We start from the raw sequence: 19,142 nt of genomic DNA, 5'->3' as shown, positions 1-19,142 counted from the left end.
TATGGGATAAAAAATAAGAAACGCATAATAGACGTTTCTTATTTCTCAAGAATAAAACACAGTTTTTCATTTTGATCTAATGTTACCAGTACGGCTTTGGTGTATGTATCTTGTTCCTGTAATTTTTCTTGTAACCACTTCTCTGTTCTGCCAAACAAAGCAAGTGCTTCTTCATTTATTTTCCCCTCTTTCATTACAACAAATGGTATTGAAAAAGGCTGCGCCTCAATCATAGCCTCTTTTTTGGTTACAGGTTCATTCTCTTGTTTTAAAAAAGAAGAAATATTCCCTCCAGGTTCCCAAAGCGCAATCGCCACTTTTGTTATATCCTCAATCTTTTGCATACGAAGTTCTGAAAGCAGATAGTCTATAGAAATACGAGCTTTCTTTAAATTCTTTAATACAATATTCCCATTTTGAATCAAAATAAGTGGATCTGGTTCTAAAAAACGCCTCCAGCTTTCCCATTTCAAGCTCAAAAAGGCAGTTAAACTATACAATATAATAAGCACAGCTGTTGTAGTCATCGAACCAATCATTCCTAATTTCTCATCTGATAACGGATGCGCTAAAATGTTCCCTAAAATTAAAGCAGTAATAAAATCAAGAAAACGGAGTTGAGAAATAGAACGCTGGCCCATAAATTTTGCTACAGCTAGTAAAAAGAAATATGCAATAACGCTACGTAAACCCCATTCTAAAATCGAAAGATGTTCTCGCTCAAAAAAGAAGTTCCACATCTCTATCCGCCTTTCCTATCATGTTATTTTTAGTGTGTGCTACCATTGCTTCTATATACAAAAAAAGCTAATCCTACAAACGGATTAGCTTTTTAAAGTTTCATTTTATTATTCTAATTAATAGACGGACGTATTATCCTCTGATACATTTTCAAGAATTTCTTTTACACGTCCTAAGAATTTACCACAAATTAAGCCATCAAGGACACGATGATCAAGAGATAAACATAGGTTAACCATGTCGCGTGCACCAAACATGCCATTATCCATAATCACTGGTCGTTTTACAATCGATTCTACCTGTAAAATAGCAGCTTGTGGATGATTAATAATCCCCATAGACTGAACCGATCCAAATGATCCTGTGTTATTAATTGTGAATGTACCACCTTGCATTTCGTCCGCTTTTAATGATTTTGTGCGTACTTTCCCTGCAAGCTCTGTAATTTCACGAGCAATTCCTTTAATTGTTTTCTCGTCCGCTTGTTTAATAACCGGTACGAATAATTCACTTTCTGTTGCAACTGCGATAGAAAGGTTGATATCTTTCTTCTGAACGATTTTATCGCCAGCCCACATTGAGTTAATTTGTGGGTATTCTTTTAAAGCTTGTGCAACTGCTTTTACGAAGAATGCAAAGAATGTTAAGTTGAAACCTTCACGTTTTTTGAATTCACCTTTAATTAAGTTACGATATGATACAAGGTTTGTTACATCTACTTCAATCATCATCCAAGCGTGTGGTGCTTCATGTTTACTACGTAACATATTCGCAGCAATTGCTTTACGCACACCTGTTACTGGAATCTCGATGTCTCCAGGTACTGTTGGTACAGAAACTGGTTTTACCGCTTCCACTTTTGGTGCTGATGGTGCAGGCGCGGCTTTTGGTGCTTCTTGCGGAGTCGGTACAGATACAACTACTTCCTCTTTTTTTGCACCTGCTTGCGGAATATTTCCAGATTCCACAAGTTTCAGTATATCTTTACGTGTAATACGTCCATTTGCTCCTGTACCCTCTACTAAATCTAAATCAATATTATGTTCACCTGCAAGTTTTAATACAGCTGGTGAGAATCGCGGTTTACCATCAGTTGGTTGCTTCACTTTTGGTGCTTTTTCAGCTGGAGCAATTTCTGCTTTTGGTTCCTCTTTTGTTTTCTCTTCTACAGCTGTCGCAGCTACTTCATCTGCGCCCTCTACTTGGATTACACAAACAACCTCACCTACTGCAAGTGTGTCACCTTCACCAGCGACTAATTCTTTCACAATTCCTGTGAAAGAAGATGGTACTTCTGCGTTTACCTTATCTGTCATTACTTCTGCAAGCGGATCATATTTATTTACGTGATCGCCAACATTTACGAGCCATTTACTAATTGTACCTTCTGTAACGCTCTCCCCGAGCTGAGGCATTGTGATATTTTCTACAGCCATGTATAGTCCCCCCGATTAAAATTCCGCAAGTTCACGCATTGCTTTTTCAACTTTATCTGGATTTACCATAAAGAATTTTTCCATTGTTGGTGCATATGGCATTGCTGGAACGTCTGGACCTGCAAGACGTGCAATTGGTGCATCAAGGTCAAATAAACAGTTTTCTGCAATAATTGCTGCTACTTCACTCATAATGCTTCCTTCTTTGTTATCTTCTGTTACAAGAAGAACTTTACCTGTTTTAGAAGCTGCTTCAATAATCGCTTCTTTATCTAATGGATATACAGTACGTAAATCAAGAATGTGAGCAGAAATACCATCTTGCGCTAATTTTTCAGCAGCTTGAAGAGCAAAGTGAACACATAATCCGTATGTGATAACAGTAATATCATCACCTTCACGTTTTACATCTGCTTTTCCAATTGGTAATACGTAATCATCTTCCGGCACTTCACCTTTAATTAAACGATATGCGCGTTTATGTTCAAAGAATAATACTGGATCTTCATCACGGATTGCCGCTTTTAATAATCCTTTTGCATCATATGGTGTAGAAGGAATAACAATTTTTAAACCTGGTTGATTTGCGAACATTGCTTCTACAGATTGTGAATGATACAATGCACCGTGAACACCGCCACCAAATGGTGCACGCACAGTGATTGGACAAGTCCAATCATTGTTAGAACGGTAACGAATTTTTGCTGCCTCAGAAACAATTTGGTTTACTGCTGGCATAATAAAATCAGCAAACTGCATTTCAGCAATTGGACGCATTCCGTACATCGCTGCTCCGATTGCTACCCCGGCAATTGCAGATTCTGCAAGTGGTGTATCTAGTGCACGATCTTCACCAAATTGATCATACAATCCATTTGTCGCTTTAAATACGCCACCTTTTTTCCCAACATCTTCTCCTAATACAAATACTTTCTCATCGCGTTCCATTTCCTCGCGCATCGCTAATGTAATTGCGTCAATATAAGACATTACAGCCATGAAACGTTCCCCCCTATTCTGCGTATACGTGCTTCAATGCATCTTCAGGTGCTGCATACGGAGCATTTTCTGCATATTCTGTTGCTTCGTTTACGATATGCATAACTTCATCTATCATTTGTTTTTCAGATTCCTCTGTTAACACGCCAACTTCTTTTAAGTAAGCCGCAAATGTAAAGATCGAATCTTTTTTCTTCGCTTCTTCTACTTCTTCCTTATCACGATATACACGATCATCGTCATCACTAGAGTGTGCTGTTAAACGGTATGACACTGTTTCAATTAAAGTTGGACCTTCTCCGCGGCGTCCACGGTCTGCCGCTTCTTTTACAGCTTTATATACTGCAAGTGGATCGTTTCCGTCTACTGTGTACCCTGGCATACCATAACCAATTGCACGATCTGATACATTTTTACATGCTAATTGTTTTTCAACAGGGATAGAAATTGCATATTTGTTATTCTCACACATGAAAATAACAGGCAATTTGTGTACACCAGCAAAGTTTGCACCTTCGTGGAAATCACCTTGGTTAGAAGAGCCTTCACCAAATGTTACAAACGTTACTAAATCTTTCTTTTCCATCTTTCCTGCTAATGCAATCCCTACTGCATGAGGTACTTGCGTGGTAACTGGTGATGAACCTGTTACAATACGATTTTTCTTCTGACCGAAGTGACCTGGCATTTGACGGCCACCAGAGTTTGGATCTCCTGCTTTTGCAAAGCCAGATAACATAAGCTCTTTTGCTGTCATACCAAATGCTAGTACAACACCCATATCACGGTAGTATGGCAGTGCATAGTCTTTTTCACGATCAAGTGCAAACGCTGCGCCTACTTGTGCAGCTTCTTGTCCTTGACAAGAAATTACGAATGGAATTTTTCCTGCACGGTTTAATAACCACATACGTTCGTCAATTTTACGCGCAAGCAACATTGTGCGATACATTTCTAATACTTGCTCATCACTTAAGCCAAGTTCTTCATGGCGCTTTTCTTTTACTTCTGCCATTTTCATAACCTCCTAAATCCACATTTTTATGCGTGTAACGCTTTTCCATCTACCGCTAATGCAGCTTCACCAATTGCTTCAGATAAAGATGGATGCGGATGAATTGTATGTGCAACTTCCCAAGGTGTTGCATCAAGTACTCTTGCAAGACCCGCTTCAGAAATCATATCCGTTACATGTGGGCCAATCATATGAACACCAAGAATATCATTTGTTTCTTCATCAACTACAAGTTTCACAAAACCATCTGATTCTCCGTATACAAGTGCTTTTCCGATTGCACGGAATGAGAACTTACCTACTTTTAACTTATAGCCTTTTTCTTTTGCTTCTTGCTCTGTTAAACCAACAGAAGCAACTTCTGGACTACTGTATACGCATTTCGATACCATTGAGTAATCAATTGGCATAACTTCTTTACCTGCAATATGTTCTACAGCTACAATCCCTTCATGAGAAGCAACATGCGCAAGTTGCAGGCCACCAATTACATCACCAATTGCGTAAATATGTGACTCTTTCGTTTGGTAAAATTCATTTGTTTGAATGTATCCTTTTTCTACGATGATATCTGTATTCTCTAAACCGATATTTTGCGTATTTGCTTGCCTTCCTACAGATACAAGCATTTTTTCTGCTTTGAATTCTTTATTTTCACCATTGTGCTCGGCTTGAATCGCTACTCCATTATCTTTTACCAATGTTTCTGGTAATACTTTTGCACCTGTCACCACTTTAATACCTTTTTTCTTTAATAAACGTTGCATTTCTTTTGAAACATCCTGATCTTCAAGCGGCAGGACATGTTTTGCGTATTCTAATACAGTAACTTCTACACCGAAGTCAGCAAGCATAGATGCCCATTCAATTCCAATTACGCCACCACCGACGATAATAATTGAACTCGGAAGCGTTTCCATTTTTAGGGCATGATCCGATGACATTACGTACTCTCCGTCTAATTCTAATCCTGGTAATGAATTTGGACGAGATCCTGTTGCAATCAGAACATTTTTTGGAATCAACATTTCATTCTCTTCACCACTTGCCAATTCAACTGAAATTGTTCCTGGCATTGGAGAGAAGATAGAAGGTCCAAGAATTCGGCCGATACCTTCAAACACATCAATTTTACCTTGCTTCATTAAATGTTGAACACCTTTGTGAAGCTGCGTTACAATCTTTTCTTTACGCTCTTGCACTTTTGCAAAGTTTAATTCTACATTACTTGTTACAACACCGAATTCTTCACTCTTTTTCGCAGTCGCATATACTTCAGCACTACGTAGCAATGCTTTACTAGGAATACAGCCTTTGTGCAGGCAAGTACCTCCCAGATTATCTTTTTCAACAAGTGCTGTTTTCAGCCCTAATTGTGATGCACGAATAGCAGCAACATATCCACCAGTACCGCCGCCAACGATGACTAAATCATACTCTTTTGCCATTATCTCAACCCCTAGCTACCGTTTCTTTTTCTCGTACAACATACTCTTTTGGATCTTCTTCTTCACGTAATACGCGAAGTGCTCCTTCTGCTAATGCTTGTAATTCATCTTCTCCAGGATGTACAATCACATCTGCAATCCAATGAACACGATCTTTGATCTCATCAACAAGAATTTTGCTATACGCAAGTCCTCCTGTTAAAACGATGGCATCGATTTTCCCATGAAGAACGCTGCTTGCTCCACCAATTTCTTTCGCAACTTGATATGCCATTGCTTTATAAATAAGAGTTGCCTCAGGATCGCCTTTTTCGACCATGTTTTCAACTTTAATTGCATCGTTTGTACCAATAAGACTCACTAATCCGCCTTGTCCAACAATCTTTTTCATCATTTCATCGCGGTAATAGTCACCAGAGAAACACATTTCTATTAACTGACCAACCGGTACTGTTCCCGCACGCTCTGGACTAAATGGCCCTTCTCCATTTAAGCCATTATTTACATCAATGACTTTCCCTTGCTTATGAGCACCAACTGTAATTCCACCGCCCATGTGTGCAATTAATAGGTTTAAATCTTCATATTTACGACCAAGTTCTTCCGCGACTTTACGTGCCACTGCTTTTTGGTTTAACGCATGAAAAATACTTTTTCGCTCCATGCCAGAAATTCCGCTAATGCGAGCGATTGGCTCCATTTCATCAACAACAACTGGATCAACAATGAAAGCTGGAATATTTAACCCAGAAGCAATTTCATACGCCAAAATACCGCCAAGGTTTGAAGCATGGTGGCCACTATATCCATTTTTCAAATCTTCTAACATAGCTTCGTTCACTGTATACGTACCGCCTTCAATCGGACGAAGTAATCCTCCGCGTCCACAAACAGCGTTTAATTTTGAAATATTAATGCCATGAGAATGTAGAACCTCTAAAATTGTTTCTTTTCGAAATTCATATTGATCAATAATTCGTTTATATTCTCCAATTTTATCTACATCGTGACGAATTGTTTCTTCTAAAACGGGTCTTTCATTATCAAAAACACCTATTTTTGTAGATGTACTTCCCGGATTAATAACAAGGATGCGATTTAAAGACACTGTTGCTACCTCCACCTTATAAATTCAAAAGGCAGTGGCAACCTCATAAGAGGTAACCACAGCTTTTGTAGAAGTTGTATATGAAAGAATTAGCGACGGCTAATGATGTCATGTCCGTTGCGTAAGTACGTGCTGCGAGTATTTTTCAAGCTTGCGATACGCTCTTCAGCTAGTCGGTCTGCTGCAACATAAGTTGGTATACCATCACGTTTTGAAATCTCAATTACTTTTGCAATTGTGTCATAAATTGACTCTACTCGTTTTAATGCACGTTCTCTATTGTATCCATATAATTCATCTGCTACGTTAATTACGCCGCCTGCATTAATTACATAGTCCGGTGCGTATACAATTCCCATTTCATGAATTGTGTCACCATGACGATCTTCTTTTAATTGGTTATTTGCAGAACCTGCGATTACTTTTGCTTTAAATTGTGGAATTGTTTCGTCATTTACTGTTGCACCTAATGCACATGGCGCATAAATATCGCATTCTACACCATAAATTTCATTTGGTTCAACTGCTGTTGCACCAAATTCTTCTACCGCACGTTGTACCGCTTCTTTATTGATATCTGTAACGATTAATTGTGCTCCTTCAGCGTGTAAATGTTTGCATAAATGATATGCTACGTTACCAACACCTTGAACAGCAATTACTTTACCTTCTAGGCTATCTGTGCCAAATGCTTCTTTTGCTGCTGCTTTCATACCACGATAAACACCATAAGCAGTTACTGGAGATGGGTTACCAGAAGAACCGAATGAAGGTGAAATACCTGTTACAAAGTCAGTTTCTTCGTGGATAATATCCATATCATCAACAGTTGTACCAACATCTTCTGCAGTAATGTAGCGTCCGTTTAATCCTTGAATGTAACGTCCTAGTGCACGGAACATCGCTTCACTTTTATCTTTACGTGGATCACCGATGATAACTGTTTTTGCACCACCTAGATTTAAACCAGCTGCTGCATTTTTATATGTCATCCCTTTTGCAAGGCGCAATGCATCTTCAATCGCCGCTTCTTCAGAATCATATGTCCACATTCTTGTTCCACCAAGAGCTGGTCCAAGTGTTGTATCATGAATTGCAATGATTGCTTTTAATCCAGACTCTTTATCTTGACAAAATACTACTTGCTCATAATCATATTTTTCTAAGTATTCGAAGATTTCTAATGTCATTGTCATTTCCCCCTAATTGTTTTACCCTTTTGGTTTATTTAGAAGCAGTCGCAACTGCTAAAGCTAATGAATATACTTTTGTTTCTGCTGAATCAGCACGAGATGTCAAAACAATCGGTGCTTTTGCGCCAGCAATCATCGCTCCTACATTTGCATTTGCAAAATAGACAAGCGATTTATATAGCACGTTTCCAGCTTCAATCGTTGGGACGAGTAAAATGTCTGCCTTACCTGCTACATCACCTACTATGCCTTTATGCTCTGCTGCAATTTGTGATACAGCATTATCTAAAGCAAGCGGTCCATCAACGATACAATCTTTAATTTGTCCACGACGATTCATTTGTGTTAACATCGCCGCATCGATTGTAGCCTGCATCGCTGGGTTAATAACTTCCACCGCTGCAATTGGAGCCACTTTCGGCAATTCGATTCCTATTGCCCGGGCAACTTCCACAGTATTTTGTATAATGGCAGCTTTCTGCTGTACATCAGGTGCAATGTTCATAGCTGCATCTGTGACGAAAATAAAGCGATCATAATTTGGAACTTCAAACGCTGCAACATGTGATAACACGCTACCTTTTCGAAGCCCCCACTCTTTATTTAATACTGCTTTTAAAATACTTGCTGTTGGGATGTTTCCCTTCATAAGTACATCTGCTTCACCATTTCTTACAGCTTTAACAGAAAGTTCCGCGGCCTCAGCATCTGATGATGCCGCAATCACTTGAACATGTTCTGAAACTTGTAAGCCACGCTCTTGTAGCATACCCATAATTTTTTCTTGATTTCCATATAGACGAAATTGAGCTAACTGTAATTGAATAGCTTTAGCTACCGCTTCAATTACTTCATGATCTTCAGCTACTGCTACAGCCACAGTTTTTTTAGGTTGTCCTGCCGCTTGATCAATTAGATGTTTTAACTTCATATTTTGTAATCAACCCTTTCCGTCGTCCCTCGTCTATTTAATAAGCAAATACCGTGCCAACTTTTCAAATTGGTCCTACCAATAATGAAAACGCATACAAAATACAGTGAAATCAGTACTTTATAAATTTACATAATATTCTGTCCTAAATTGTCGTTTTTTGTATACCATGCAATAAATTGCATGGTACGCAATTTATTGCATGCTATTTTTTGCATAGTCATACTTTTCTAACTTATAATATAAATTTCGAACTGAAATTCCTAACGCTTTCGCTGTCTTTGTTTTATTCCCATCAAATTTCTCTAAATATTCATGTATGATATTCCCTTCAAACTCCGTGACTAAATGTTCAAGAGACTTCTCCTCTAACTCTGGTAGTAAATTACTTCCTTTTAACTCCACTTGGTCTTCTTTATGCAAAGAAGGCAAATGATGCACATCAATATACATTTCATTATAGTTCATAAAAATAATTGCCCGTCCCAAAATATTCTCAAGTTCTCTGACGTTTCCCGGCCAATCATACGATTGCAAATATTCAATAGCCGATTCCGTTAACCCTTCTACATTTCGGCCATAATCTTGATTGATTTTTTGAATCAATCGTTCTGATATTACTGGAATATCTTCCTTTCGCTGACGAAGAGATGGAATTTGAATTGGAATTTTATTTAAGCGATAATATAAATCTTCCCGAAATTTACCTTCCAAAATTGCTTTTTCTAAATTCACATGCGTCGCTGCAATAACCCTAACATTGATAGGAATTGGTTTTGTCCCTCCAACTTTCACAATTTCTTTTTCCTGCAAAACACGTAATAGTTTTGCTTGCGTATTAGCAGACAACTCACCAATCTCATCTAAAAAAATACTTCCATTATTCGCTTCTTCAAAGAAACCTCGTTTACCGCCTCTTCTCGCTCCAGAAAAAGCACCTTCTTCGTAACCGAACAATTCGCTTTCTAATAAAGTTTCGGAGATAGCGGCACAATTCACACGCACAAACTTATTATATTTCCGGTTACTCCCATTATGGATAGCATGTGCAAATAACTCTTTTCCAGTCCCTGATTCTCCGCGAAGCAATACTGTTGCTGGTGTATTTGCTCCAAGCTTTGCTTGTTCTATTGCCGCCATCGTTTCATCAGACGTTCCTACGATATCCTCAAAAGAATATTTTGCTTCTAGCGTCCGAATAATTTGTCTTGCCCGATTTAATTCATGTGTTAACTTTTGAATTTCTGAGACATCACGAATAACACCAACGCTACCTTTCAATATGCCATCCACAATAACCGGTGCAACATTTACAATTACATCACGTTTCTTCTGACCGATTTTCATATGAATTCCTCGTACCGCTCTACGCGTCCGAAGTACTTTCATATGCATACTTTCACCCTCTACAATATCAGTCGTTGCAGGTTTTCCAATTATGTCATCCTCTGTAAGGCCTGTTAACTTCGTATAGGCGGGATTTATAACAAGACCTCTCCCCTTCTCATCTACAACAGAAATTGCTTCCTCAGATGAATGAATAATCGCTTCCAGTAAGGTTTGAATTTCTTTTAGGTCCGTAACCTCTTCTGCCAAATCTACAACTTCTGTAATATCTTTAAAAATAGCAAAAGCTCCTTGAACCTCTCCATCTTCTTTTAAAATAGGAATACGAGTTGTAATAATCTTTTTTTCATTCCCTAACGTCAACTCATGATTCACTTCTATTTGTTTCGTTCGTATAATACGAAGTAATTTACTAGTCGGAATTACTTCTAAAATATATTTCCCTACCGCATCTCCAGTTTTATAACCAATTATACGTTCTGCACTTTTATTAAACAGCTTTACATAACCCTCTGCATCAATAACGATCATTCCGTCATGGGTAGAATTTAAAATCAAATTTCCTTGCTGTGTTTGTTCTTTCAGTTTTTCAATTAAATCCTCTTTCTCATGCGCCAACTTCGTAACGATTTTCGCAATATCCCCTGGTATAAGAAGTGTATTTTCACGCTTTTTTGCTAAAAGAACTTTATGTAAATGATAATCTCCCGTCATATCAAACATTACGTCAATATCAACTTCCAAAAAGGGCTCTATATCCGCTCCAATTGCAATATGTTGCTCCTTTGCAAATTGTAACCCTTTCGCCTTTGGATTTATATCAATCATCCCTATAATTTCAAATATATTCGAAGTCTGTAGCAAGCTTAGAATCGTACTTCCACCTTCGCCTGCTCCAATAATTAACACTTTTTGTTTCACACATTTCACTTCCCCTCGAAGTATCTCTGCAAAATTTTTCACACCTTTATCTTACTCGTTCAGCAACTACTTGACAAATCCCCTTTCGATATAACATCATTTAATATATACGAAATTATCTGAAAAGGAGCGTTACCTATGCAGCGTTACCTTGCTCTTCTATTAGCACTCATTCCTATTTCATTAGCAGTGCTAGGTATAAAATTAATGCGAGATACTGTATTCGGTATTCTTTTATCTCCAATCCCTGTATTATGGTTACAATTTTTAATGGGTATATTCTGCTTTGCAATTGGTTTTTATATCTTCGGTGGGTTCGTTTTATACCGCGATCGTAAACGAAACAAAGTACAAGCTCGTTTTCGAAGATAGGTAAACATAAAAAAATGAGACCTTTTCTAATAAGAGGTCTCATTTTTTTACTGGCAATAACGCTCTAGCCGTTTCTGGATAATCTGTAATAATTGCAGAAATGTTCATATCAAAATATTTCCGCATAACTGTTTCATCATTTATTGTATAAGGACGAACCTCTACCCCACTATCCATTGTTAATTCAGCAATCGCATCTTGGAGATAGCGATGATTCGGATGAATAGCAGTAGCTCCCATTTTTTTCGCATACGCCCATGGGCTATGTAAACCTTCTCGGTATAAAATAGCCGTTTGAATATCCGGAGCCATCATATGACATCTTTTTATACTGTAATGATTAAAAGACGAAAAAACTGTCCTCTCTTCTAAATCAAATTTTCGTATAAGTGTTATAACCTCTTCTTCTAAACCACGATACGGAATTTTATTATTTTTAAATTCAATATTCAGAAGTAATCGATTAGATTGCAGCCACCCTAATACTTCTTCTAATAAAGGAATCGGACAAAAACCTACCTTTTCCGAAAACTTGTGACTCGCATCCAATTTTCGCAAATCTTCATATAAGTAATTACGAACAGCTCCCTTTCCATTCGTTGTACGATCGACAGTTTCATCATGAATTACAACAACTTTTCCATCCTTCGTAAATTGCACATCTAATTCTATCCCATCTGCTCGAAACGATTCCGCAGCTTCAAATGAAATCATTGTATTTTCTGGATACGTCCCCGCCGCACCGCGGTGCGCAAATATATGAGTCATCCTCACTCCTCCAATCTATGCTATACTATACGAAAAAGGAGGTACTTCTATGAAACCATTACAAATTTCTCCAGAAACGGCAATTCGTCTATCAAAAGCTCTCGGTGTTCCACTTGAGCAAATCATGCATATGCCGCAGCACATTTTAGTTCAAAAGCTAGTTGAATTAGAAAAACAAAATAAAGATGAAGAGTAATATAGTCCTGTTTTTGCAGGGCTTTTTATTATTTCTCTTTACTATATTTTTATCTTATATATCATAATATCACAAGTAGTTTCTTACATAAATTTAAGAAACATATGTATAACAGAAATAGAGTTAATTAAATAAAGTGAAACTTTAATCAGTGGGGGTTTTCTTCATCCCCCACTGATTATCAGCCCTCACCAATCGGGCTTTTACGGGCAGTTTATCTCCCACTTAACTTCTTTAGAAAAGCGGAAGCGGCTCACTTAGAATCGCAGGACGCCCGCGTCCTAGGCAGAGAGGTGCTTTTTTCCTCGTTCAAAGGGGCAAAACGACCGGAGATTCTAGCCGCTAGAGCTGGACATTACTCCCGCCAAATTTTGAGGCGGAAGTATTACTGCCCGTTAATGCGGATAAATTAAATTTCTTCACCCTTTATTCGTCTTCATTATTTAAGCTTCTACTGACACCTATTTACTTCTATTAAACTTTATGACCAGGAATCCACTAACTAAAACAAGAAGGAGAGGTATCAGACAGCATCTCTCCTTCTTATCTATTTCTTATTCATAATAAACTGCGTGGTTATTATTTGCCTTCTTTATGGTTTATAGATGTTTTGTTATGTTCCGTTTTCACCCATGTATGTTGTTGTTTCCACTTAATTAATTCCATAATTTGGGCATATATAAACGTGTATGCATAATAGAAAATTGAGAAACTCATCTGAAGCAGTTTATATTTCCGATTTGTATCTACCTTGACTGCATAATACATACAAACAACAAATTGATAAGTAAACAGTACCAAAGAAATAATACTGGCTCCCAAAATCAGCGCCACGAGTCGTTTCCCTATATCCGGAATATCCTGATATGATTTCGTCACAATCACATAGCCAATAGCAATTAAAATTCCCATTAAGGTTATCGTCATTTGAACTGCACGTGTCATACCAAATAAGTAAAATAACTGGTCAATAATTTTCATCTTATCTTTTTCAGTAAATAATTTTTTCATCATCGGTTTAAAGTTCGTAAACGCTACATACCAATGCCCCTGCGACCAACGTGTGCGTTGCTTAATACTTACTTTAAAATTATCCGGTTTTTCATCATACACACGGACAAAATGATTCCATAGTATCCTTCCGTTATCTTTAACAATTTCCATTTCTAACTCTAAATCCTCTGTTAAAGAATCAAAACAAAAACCTCCATGTTTCATGAGGTACTCCATTTTAACAATAAATCCAGTTCCACCAATAGCATTCGGTAACCCAACACGATATTTCGCTAACTGGAAGAAACGATTTGTTAAATAATAACTCATAGCGTATCCAAGAGACAAATTAGTCGCCGAATTTTTGGAATCTAAATATATTTGAATCGCTTCTGGTTTTCCCTTTGCAATGTACTGCGAATTTAATTCTTGTAAAACATTAGAATCAATGTGATTATCGGCATCCAGAATCATTAAACAATCATATTTTCGTGTTAACTCTTCAAACCCTAAATAACGTAATGCATATTGCATTCCTGCTGGCTTACCGACTCCCTCGCGTGTAAATAACTGTTCACTTGTATTTATATATTGCATTCCTTTTTCTTCACAAATAGCACCTGTTCTATCAGAACTATTATCATTTACAACATAAATGTCATATAAATCGTCACGATATTGAATTTTTTTCAAATTGTCAATAGTTGAGCCAATTACCTTCTCCTCATTATGCGCTGCTACTAAGATTAAAAACTTTGTCTTATCTTCGACTAATTCATAATCCCGTTTTGCTCTACTAAAGCCAAAAAAAGATAATATCACATAATATAGAGTATTAACGTTAACATATAAAGTAATAAAAAAATATACCTAATAACACCGTTACTACTTTGCTGCCCACGAATTCCATTTTGATCCTCCTACAGCTTGCGTTTTAATTGAATATTCAGTCACTTTAAAGTGGAATAACAAATTATATACAATATTCAACCAATTTTTAATATGAACGAATAATTGTAACTATATAAAGGAAGGAAACTACTCAAATTCAAACAAAAAATACCACCAATCGTTTGATTCAAAAATTAATACAGCACAGTGTTTATCGCATTACATTAAATGTTATTTGTTGGCATAAAAAGAAATTTAGTGGTAACTTTACATTACCACTAAACACTAAAAAACCCTATAATATCACCCTTTATGATGCCTTATGTTCAAGCCTTAACTTATCTGCAACCATTGCGATGAATTCGGAATTCGTAGGCTTTGCTTTTGACATCGATACAGTATAACCAAATAAGGACGAGATTGAATCAATATTCCCACGACTCCATGCTACTTCAATCGCATGACGGATTGCTCGTTCCACACGGCTCGCTGTCGTGTTATATTTTTTCGCAATATCCGGGTATAAAACTTTTGTGATAGAGCCAAGGAGCTCGATATCGTTATATACCATAGAAATTGCCTCTCGCAAATACATATATCCTTTAATATGAGCTGGTACACCAATTTCGTGAATAATGCTTGTAATACTCGCATCTAGATTCTTCGGTTTTCCATCTACTGTTGTTGCAGATCGGAAAGATGGTAGTGGACGTTTAATTGCAGTATTCGCTTTACCGCTCACTTGACGAATATGACTCGTTAAATTTTCCATATCAAATGGCTTTAAGATGAAATAAGAAGCACCTAAATCAACTGCTTTTTTCGTTACATCTTCTTGTCCAAAGGCTGTTAACATGATGACATTTGGCTGCTTTAGTCGTTCAATATGTCGCATTTTCTCTAGTACCGCTAAACCATCTAAATGAGGCATAATAATATCTAAAACGAGTACATCTGGTTGTTTCTCTTTCAGTAAATTTAAACACTCTTGACCGTTATAAGCGATTCCAATCACTTCCATATCGTCTTGAGCAGCAACATAACTTTCTAACATTGATACGAGTTCCTTATTATCATCCACAAGACACACTTTAATTTTCTCCACAGCTTTTCCTCCCTTACCGAATCGATTCTCCCGACATGTGTAAGCTTCTAGGCTACATGAATTGTTCGACAATTGTGTGAAATTTCCCTTTTAAAGTTTCTTAATTTCCGATAAAATCACAAAAAAATATGTTTATCGTTCATTTATTTCCTTTCTTTACACATTCCATCATAGGATTACAACGAAACGTTCACTCTTTTCTTTTATTTTACAACAAAAAGCAGCTCTTGCGGAGCTTTTACAAAATTTCAACGAATTTCTCAAGAAAAAAGCAAGCTGATATGAATCAGCTTGCTTTTTTCTCTTGCTCATAAATATTAATTCCTGCTTCATGTAACATCCATTCAATATGGACACCATATCCTGAAGTTGGATCATTAACAAATACATGTGTAACAGCACCAATCATTTTTCCATTTTGAACAATCGGACTACCACTCATCCCTTGAACAATACCACCCGTTTTGGCCAACAGACGTTTATCTGTAACTTTTACAACCATTCCTTTTGTGGCTGGAAACTTTTGTGGTACCGTGCTTACGATCTCAATATCAAATGCCTCTACTTTATCTTGATCGATAACTGTTAATATTTTCGCTGGTCCTTCTTTCACTTGATGTGATAATGCAATCGGCATCCCTTCATCCATTATGCCATTTTTTATACCTGTATTTAACTTACCAAAAATACCAAACGGACTATTTGTTGTAATATTCCCAATCACTTCACGATCCGGTGAAAATCTTGCTAATTTCTCTCCTGGATTTCCATGACTACCACGCTCGATGGAAGTAACTGTCGAACGCACAATTTGTCCATCCTCTACTTGAATTGGTTTTTTCGTATCGTTATCAGAAATAACATGACCAAGCGCTCCATATTTCATGGAATCCGTATGAACAAAAGTCATCGTTCCAATGCCAGCAGCTGAATCACGAATATATAAACCAATTCGATAGGACGACTCACCATTATCTTTTTCTGGGGTTAGTTTTGTACGAATATACTTACCATCTCGTAATAAGACAAGGTTAAGTGGTTCACCTGTTTTTCCACTGTCATGAATGAAAGGTGCTACATCACTCATTCTCTCAATGGTTTTTCCATTAATTTCAGTAATCATATCCCCAACTTGTACACCAGCTACTTCTCCAGGTGATACTTTTCCTTTTTCAGTTTGAATTAAATGATGCCCAACAACAAGCACACCTTTTGTATTCAATTTCACTCCAATTGATTGCCCACCTGGAATTACTTTAAAATCTTTTAATACTTTAACATTTACTTTTTTTACCGGAAAGCCAGCAAGTTGAAAAACCATATCTGCTTCACCATTTTGGTGCGAATTTACTACAAGTCCAGATTTCTGTTCTTTATTTGAACTTACTGTAAAAACATTATGATTTGTGGATGAAGCCTGAAAAACCGGAAATGATGCTATTTCTGATTGTTGTCCCTCAAAAATAACGAGTTGCTTCGGGGATGAAATAAACGTACGAAGCGGTTTAAAACATCCGATAAAAATTAATGAAACAAGGAGACAAAGACCTATTATTTTTCGGAATTGCTCTAATTTCAATTCGTTCACTCTCCTCGCTCCTACCCCACATTCAGCCTAACGACTTCATCTTTTAATCTCTCCTTGCAATGCTCTGTTTATAACCGGAAGAATTAAGAAATCATCATTTGAGCAAAAAAGCTATCCATTATTGGATAGCCTCTGCTGTCTGTTTAAAACGATGTGCTTGCGTAAGTAACTCTTTTGCATGTTCCGTCGTTAAATCGGTAATTTCCACACCAGAAATCATTCGAGCAATCTCCGTTACCTTATCCTCTGTACTTAATACAGTAACTGATGTAATCGTCCGATCATTTGCAACTTGTTTACGAATAAATAAATGCGAATCCGCCATCGACGCTACTTGAGGTAAGTGCGTAATACAAAGTACTTGCGAGTTTACAGATACACGATAAATTTTTTCCGCAATCGCTTGTGCCACTCGACCACTCACGCCTGTATCTACTTCATCAAAAATAACAGATGCAACACCTTGATGCTTAGAAAAAATGCTTTTCAAAGCTAAAATAATGCGGGATAATTCTCCGCCAGAAGCTACTTTTGAAAGTGGTTTTAAAGGTTCACCTGGATTTGTTGAAATATAAAATTCCACATGATCATAGCCATCTACCGTAAGTTTCACTGGCGTCCCATCTACAAGCGGATCATCCATGATTCCGTCTCTTTTTGCAATCCTCACTTCAAATTTTGTTTTTTCCATATACAGTTCTTTTAATTCTTGGTGGATTGCGTTCGTAAGATGATCTGCAAGCTGATGGCGCATATTACTCAACAGCATTGCTTCCTTCAAAATCACGCTTTCTAATTCTTTTAATTTCTTTTTCGTCGTTTCAATATGTACATCTTTATTTTCAATTGTAAAAATTTCTTGCTCTATTTTATCAGCATACGCTAAAATCTCTTCTACAGTATTTCCATACTTTCTCTTTAGCATACGAATTTCATTTAAACGCGTTTCAATTTCATCTAAACGATTCGGGTCATACTCCATCATATCTAACTTTTCTCGAAGCTGATAGGCAACCTCTTCCAATAAGTAGTAGCTATTCGCAATCGAATCATGATTCTCTTGATACGCCTCATCTAGGTGCGTAATACTCTCCATTTGTCCCATTGCATTTCGTACATGGTCAAGTCCACTACCATCTTCACTTAATGAACGATATGCATCACCAAGCGCTTTATAAATTTTTTCGAAATTTGAGATTTTTAATCTCTCTTCCGTCAATTCATTTTCTTCATCAGCTTTCAAATCTGCTTTACGAATTTCTTCGTGCTGAAATTGAATTAAATCTAACCGATGTGCCATCTGTTGCTCATTCTCTGTTAAAGATTTAAGTTGTTTTTTTAGCTGCTCATACTCACCGTATACATCTTGATATATTTCTAATTGATTCGTAATCCGATCTCCATCGAAATGATCAAGCATAAACAAATGGCGTTCCTCATTCATCAAATCTTGGGTTTCATGCTGTCCATGAATATCAACAAGCGTTTTTCCAATTTCTTTTAATATACTCAATGTGACAAGCTTACCATTTATACGGCATACACTTTTTCCATTCGCAGCAATGTCACGCTTTAAAATGATCATCCCATCTTCAATTTCAATATCCAGCTCTTCAGCCTTCGCAATACACGGATGTTTATCATCCTCTATATAAAATAAGCCTTCAATTTCAGCTTTCTCTGTTCCGTACCTAACAAACTCTGCTGAACCACGGCCCCCAACAAGTAAGCTAATTGCATCAATAATAATTGATTTTCCGGCACCTGTTTCACCACTTAAAACTGTTAAACCTTTTTGAAAAGAAATATTTAATGACTCAATAATAGCAAAGTTTCTAATCGATAATTCCGATAACAATGCCCCATTCACCTCGTTATAAACTAATCCCCTACTAAGGGCTTTCGCTGAGCGCTTTTCACTCAAATAGTTATTATATGTACCATTTACTCTTCTAGCCCGCTTCATTGTACCAAACATTTGTTTTACGGGTCAATCCATCGATTCTCTAACTTCATTCTAAAAACTACAATACTTCGCTTTACATTTATCTATTTTCCCATAATAAAAAATATCTTGTTTACTTTCTGCT

15 protein-coding genes and 1 pseudogene are annotated in these 19,142 nt (G+C 37.1%); 2 read left to right on the top strand and 14 right to left on the bottom strand.

Features of this window, described 5'->3' with window-relative positions; all coding sequences use genetic code 11:
• Positions 1–38 precede the first annotated feature (38 nt).
• From AC1M36_RS25005 to AC1M36_RS24965, 9 genes are all read right to left on the bottom strand, one after another.
• On the bottom strand, positions 39–740 hold the full coding sequence (locus AC1M36_RS25005) for a DUF421 domain-containing protein (RefSeq protein WP_336450027.1): 702 nt from the start codon (positions 738–740) through the stop codon (positions 39–41).
• 117 nt (positions 741–857) lie between these two features.
• Positions 858–2,177, bottom strand: a complete 1,320-nt coding sequence (locus tag AC1M36_RS25000) for a dihydrolipoamide acetyltransferase family protein (RefSeq protein ID WP_336450028.1) — start codon at positions 2,175–2,177, stop codon at positions 858–860.
• Between the two features lie 15 nt (positions 2,178–2,192).
• A complete protein-coding gene (bfmBAB, locus tag AC1M36_RS24995) occupies positions 2,193–3,176 on the bottom strand; it encodes a 3-methyl-2-oxobutanoate dehydrogenase subunit beta (protein ID WP_098490143.1) in 984 nt (327 codons plus the stop codon).
• 13 nt (positions 3,177–3,189) lie between these two features.
• Complete coding sequence (gene bfmBAA, locus AC1M36_RS24990) at positions 3,190–4,191, bottom strand: 3-methyl-2-oxobutanoate dehydrogenase subunit alpha (RefSeq protein ID WP_336450029.1); 1,002 nt, start codon at positions 4,189–4,191, stop codon at positions 3,190–3,192.
• A gap of 26 nt (positions 4,192–4,217) precedes the next feature.
• On the bottom strand, positions 4,218–5,639 hold the full coding sequence (gene lpdA / locus AC1M36_RS24985; protein WP_336450030.1) for a dihydrolipoyl dehydrogenase: 1,422 nt from the start codon (positions 5,637–5,639) through the stop codon (positions 4,218–4,220).
• A 4-nt stretch (positions 5,640–5,643) separates the two neighbouring features.
• Complete coding sequence (gene buk / locus AC1M36_RS24980) at positions 5,644–6,747, bottom strand: butyrate kinase (RefSeq protein WP_336450031.1); 1,104 nt, start codon at positions 6,745–6,747, stop codon at positions 5,644–5,646.
• Between the two features lie 89 nt (positions 6,748–6,836).
• Positions 6,837–7,937 (bottom strand): leucine dehydrogenase, encoded by a 1,101-nt coding sequence (locus AC1M36_RS24975; protein WP_336450032.1) that lies wholly within the window; start codon positions 7,935–7,937, stop codon positions 6,837–6,839.
• A 34-nt stretch (positions 7,938–7,971) separates the two neighbouring features.
• Positions 7,972–8,871, bottom strand: coding sequence for a phosphate butyryltransferase (gene yqiS, locus AC1M36_RS24970; RefSeq protein ID WP_336450033.1), 900 nt, complete (start codon positions 8,869–8,871; stop codon positions 7,972–7,974).
• Between the two features lie 195 nt (positions 8,872–9,066).
• Positions 9,067–11,139 carry a sigma-54 interaction domain-containing protein gene (locus AC1M36_RS24965; RefSeq protein ID WP_479846310.1) on the bottom strand — a complete coding sequence of 691 codons (2,073 nt, stop codon included), beginning with the start codon at positions 11,137–11,139 and terminating at the stop codon, positions 9,067–9,069.
• 138 nt (positions 11,140–11,277) lie between these two features.
• Here AC1M36_RS24965 and AC1M36_RS24960 point away from each other — a divergent pair, with 138 nt between their 5' ends.
• Positions 11,278–11,511, top strand: coding sequence for a DUF2627 domain-containing protein (locus AC1M36_RS24960; RefSeq protein WP_336450035.1), 234 nt, complete (start codon positions 11,278–11,280; stop codon positions 11,509–11,511).
• A 39-nt stretch (positions 11,512–11,550) separates the two neighbouring features.
• Here the strand turns inward: AC1M36_RS24960 and AC1M36_RS24955 are convergent, their stop codons facing one another.
• Positions 11,551–12,279, bottom strand: a complete 729-nt coding sequence (locus AC1M36_RS24955) for a glycerophosphodiester phosphodiesterase (RefSeq protein WP_336450036.1) — start codon at positions 12,277–12,279, stop codon at positions 11,551–11,553.
• A gap of 49 nt (positions 12,280–12,328) precedes the next feature.
• Here AC1M36_RS24955 and AC1M36_RS24950 point away from each other — a divergent pair, with 49 nt between their 5' ends.
• Positions 12,329–12,475, top strand: coding sequence for a YycC family protein (locus AC1M36_RS24950; RefSeq protein ID WP_174099073.1), 147 nt, complete (start codon positions 12,329–12,331; stop codon positions 12,473–12,475).
• A 579-nt stretch (positions 12,476–13,054) separates the two neighbouring features.
• On the opposite strand, the pseudogene AC1M36_RS24945 reads toward AC1M36_RS24950, so the two are convergent.
• The 4 genes and pseudogenes from AC1M36_RS24945 to recN all read right to left on the bottom strand — a co-directional run bounded on the left by AC1M36_RS24945 (position 13,055) and on the right by recN (position 18,910).
• A pseudogene (locus tag AC1M36_RS24945) lies at positions 13,055–14,378 on the bottom strand (glycosyltransferase family 2 protein).
• Positions 14,379–14,669: 291 nt separating this feature from the next.
• Positions 14,670–15,464: a sporulation transcription factor Spo0A gene (gene spo0A / locus AC1M36_RS24940; RefSeq protein ID WP_241814720.1), complete on the bottom strand. Its 795-nt coding sequence runs from the start codon at positions 15,462–15,464 to the stop codon at positions 14,670–14,672.
• A gap of 286 nt (positions 15,465–15,750) precedes the next feature.
• Complete coding sequence (gene spoIVB, locus AC1M36_RS24935; protein ID WP_336450037.1) at positions 15,751–17,052, bottom strand: SpoIVB peptidase; 1,302 nt, start codon at positions 17,050–17,052, stop codon at positions 15,751–15,753.
• A gap of 118 nt (positions 17,053–17,170) precedes the next feature.
• Positions 17,171–18,910 carry a DNA repair protein RecN gene (gene recN, locus AC1M36_RS24930; RefSeq protein ID WP_336450038.1) on the bottom strand — a complete coding sequence of 580 codons (1,740 nt, stop codon included), beginning with the start codon at positions 18,908–18,910 and terminating at the stop codon, positions 17,171–17,173.
• Positions 18,911–19,142: the final 232 nt, after the last annotated feature.

The organism is Bacillus sp. Medicinal_06 (assembly GCF_056711665.1).
The sequence above is the reverse complement of the archived record's forward strand: the minus strand, read 5'-3'. Positions and strand labels throughout refer to the sequence as shown.

What these genes read in the sequence shown, in the direction of transcription:
- AC1M36_RS25005 (WP_336450027.1), bottom strand. Translation starts at nt 740, where the DNA reads ATGTGGAACTTCTTTTTTGAGCGAGAACATCTTTCGATTTTAGAATGG.
- AC1M36_RS25000 (WP_336450028.1), bottom strand. Translation starts at nt 2,177, where the DNA reads ATGGCTGTAGAAAATATCACAATGCCTCAGCTCGGGGAGAGCGTTACA.
- bfmBAB (WP_098490143.1), bottom strand. Translation starts at nt 3,176, where the DNA reads ATGGCTGTAATGTCTTATATTGACGCAATTACATTAGCGATGCGCGAG.
- bfmBAA (WP_336450029.1), bottom strand. Translation starts at nt 4,191, where the DNA reads ATGGCAGAAGTAAAAGAAAAGCGCCATGAAGAACTTGGCTTAAGTGAT.
- lpdA (WP_336450030.1), bottom strand. Translation starts at nt 5,639, where the DNA reads ATGGCAAAAGAGTATGATTTAGTCATCGTTGGCGGCGGTACTGGTGGA.
- AC1M36_RS24975 (WP_336450032.1), bottom strand. Translation starts at nt 7,937, where the DNA reads ATGACATTAGAAATCTTCGAATACTTAGAAAAATATGATTATGAGCAA.
- yqiS (WP_336450033.1), bottom strand. Translation starts at nt 8,871, where the DNA reads ATGAAGTTAAAACATCTAATTGATCAAGCGGCAGGACAACCTAAAAAA.
- AC1M36_RS24960 (WP_336450035.1), top strand. Translation starts at nt 11,278, where the DNA reads ATGCAGCGTTACCTTGCTCTTCTATTAGCACTCATTCCTATTTCATTA.
- AC1M36_RS24955 (WP_336450036.1), bottom strand. Translation starts at nt 12,279, where the DNA reads ATGACTCATATATTTGCGCACCGCGGTGCGGCGGGGACGTATCCAGAA.
- AC1M36_RS24950 (WP_174099073.1), top strand. Translation starts at nt 12,329, where the DNA reads ATGAAACCATTACAAATTTCTCCAGAAACGGCAATTCGTCTATCAAAA.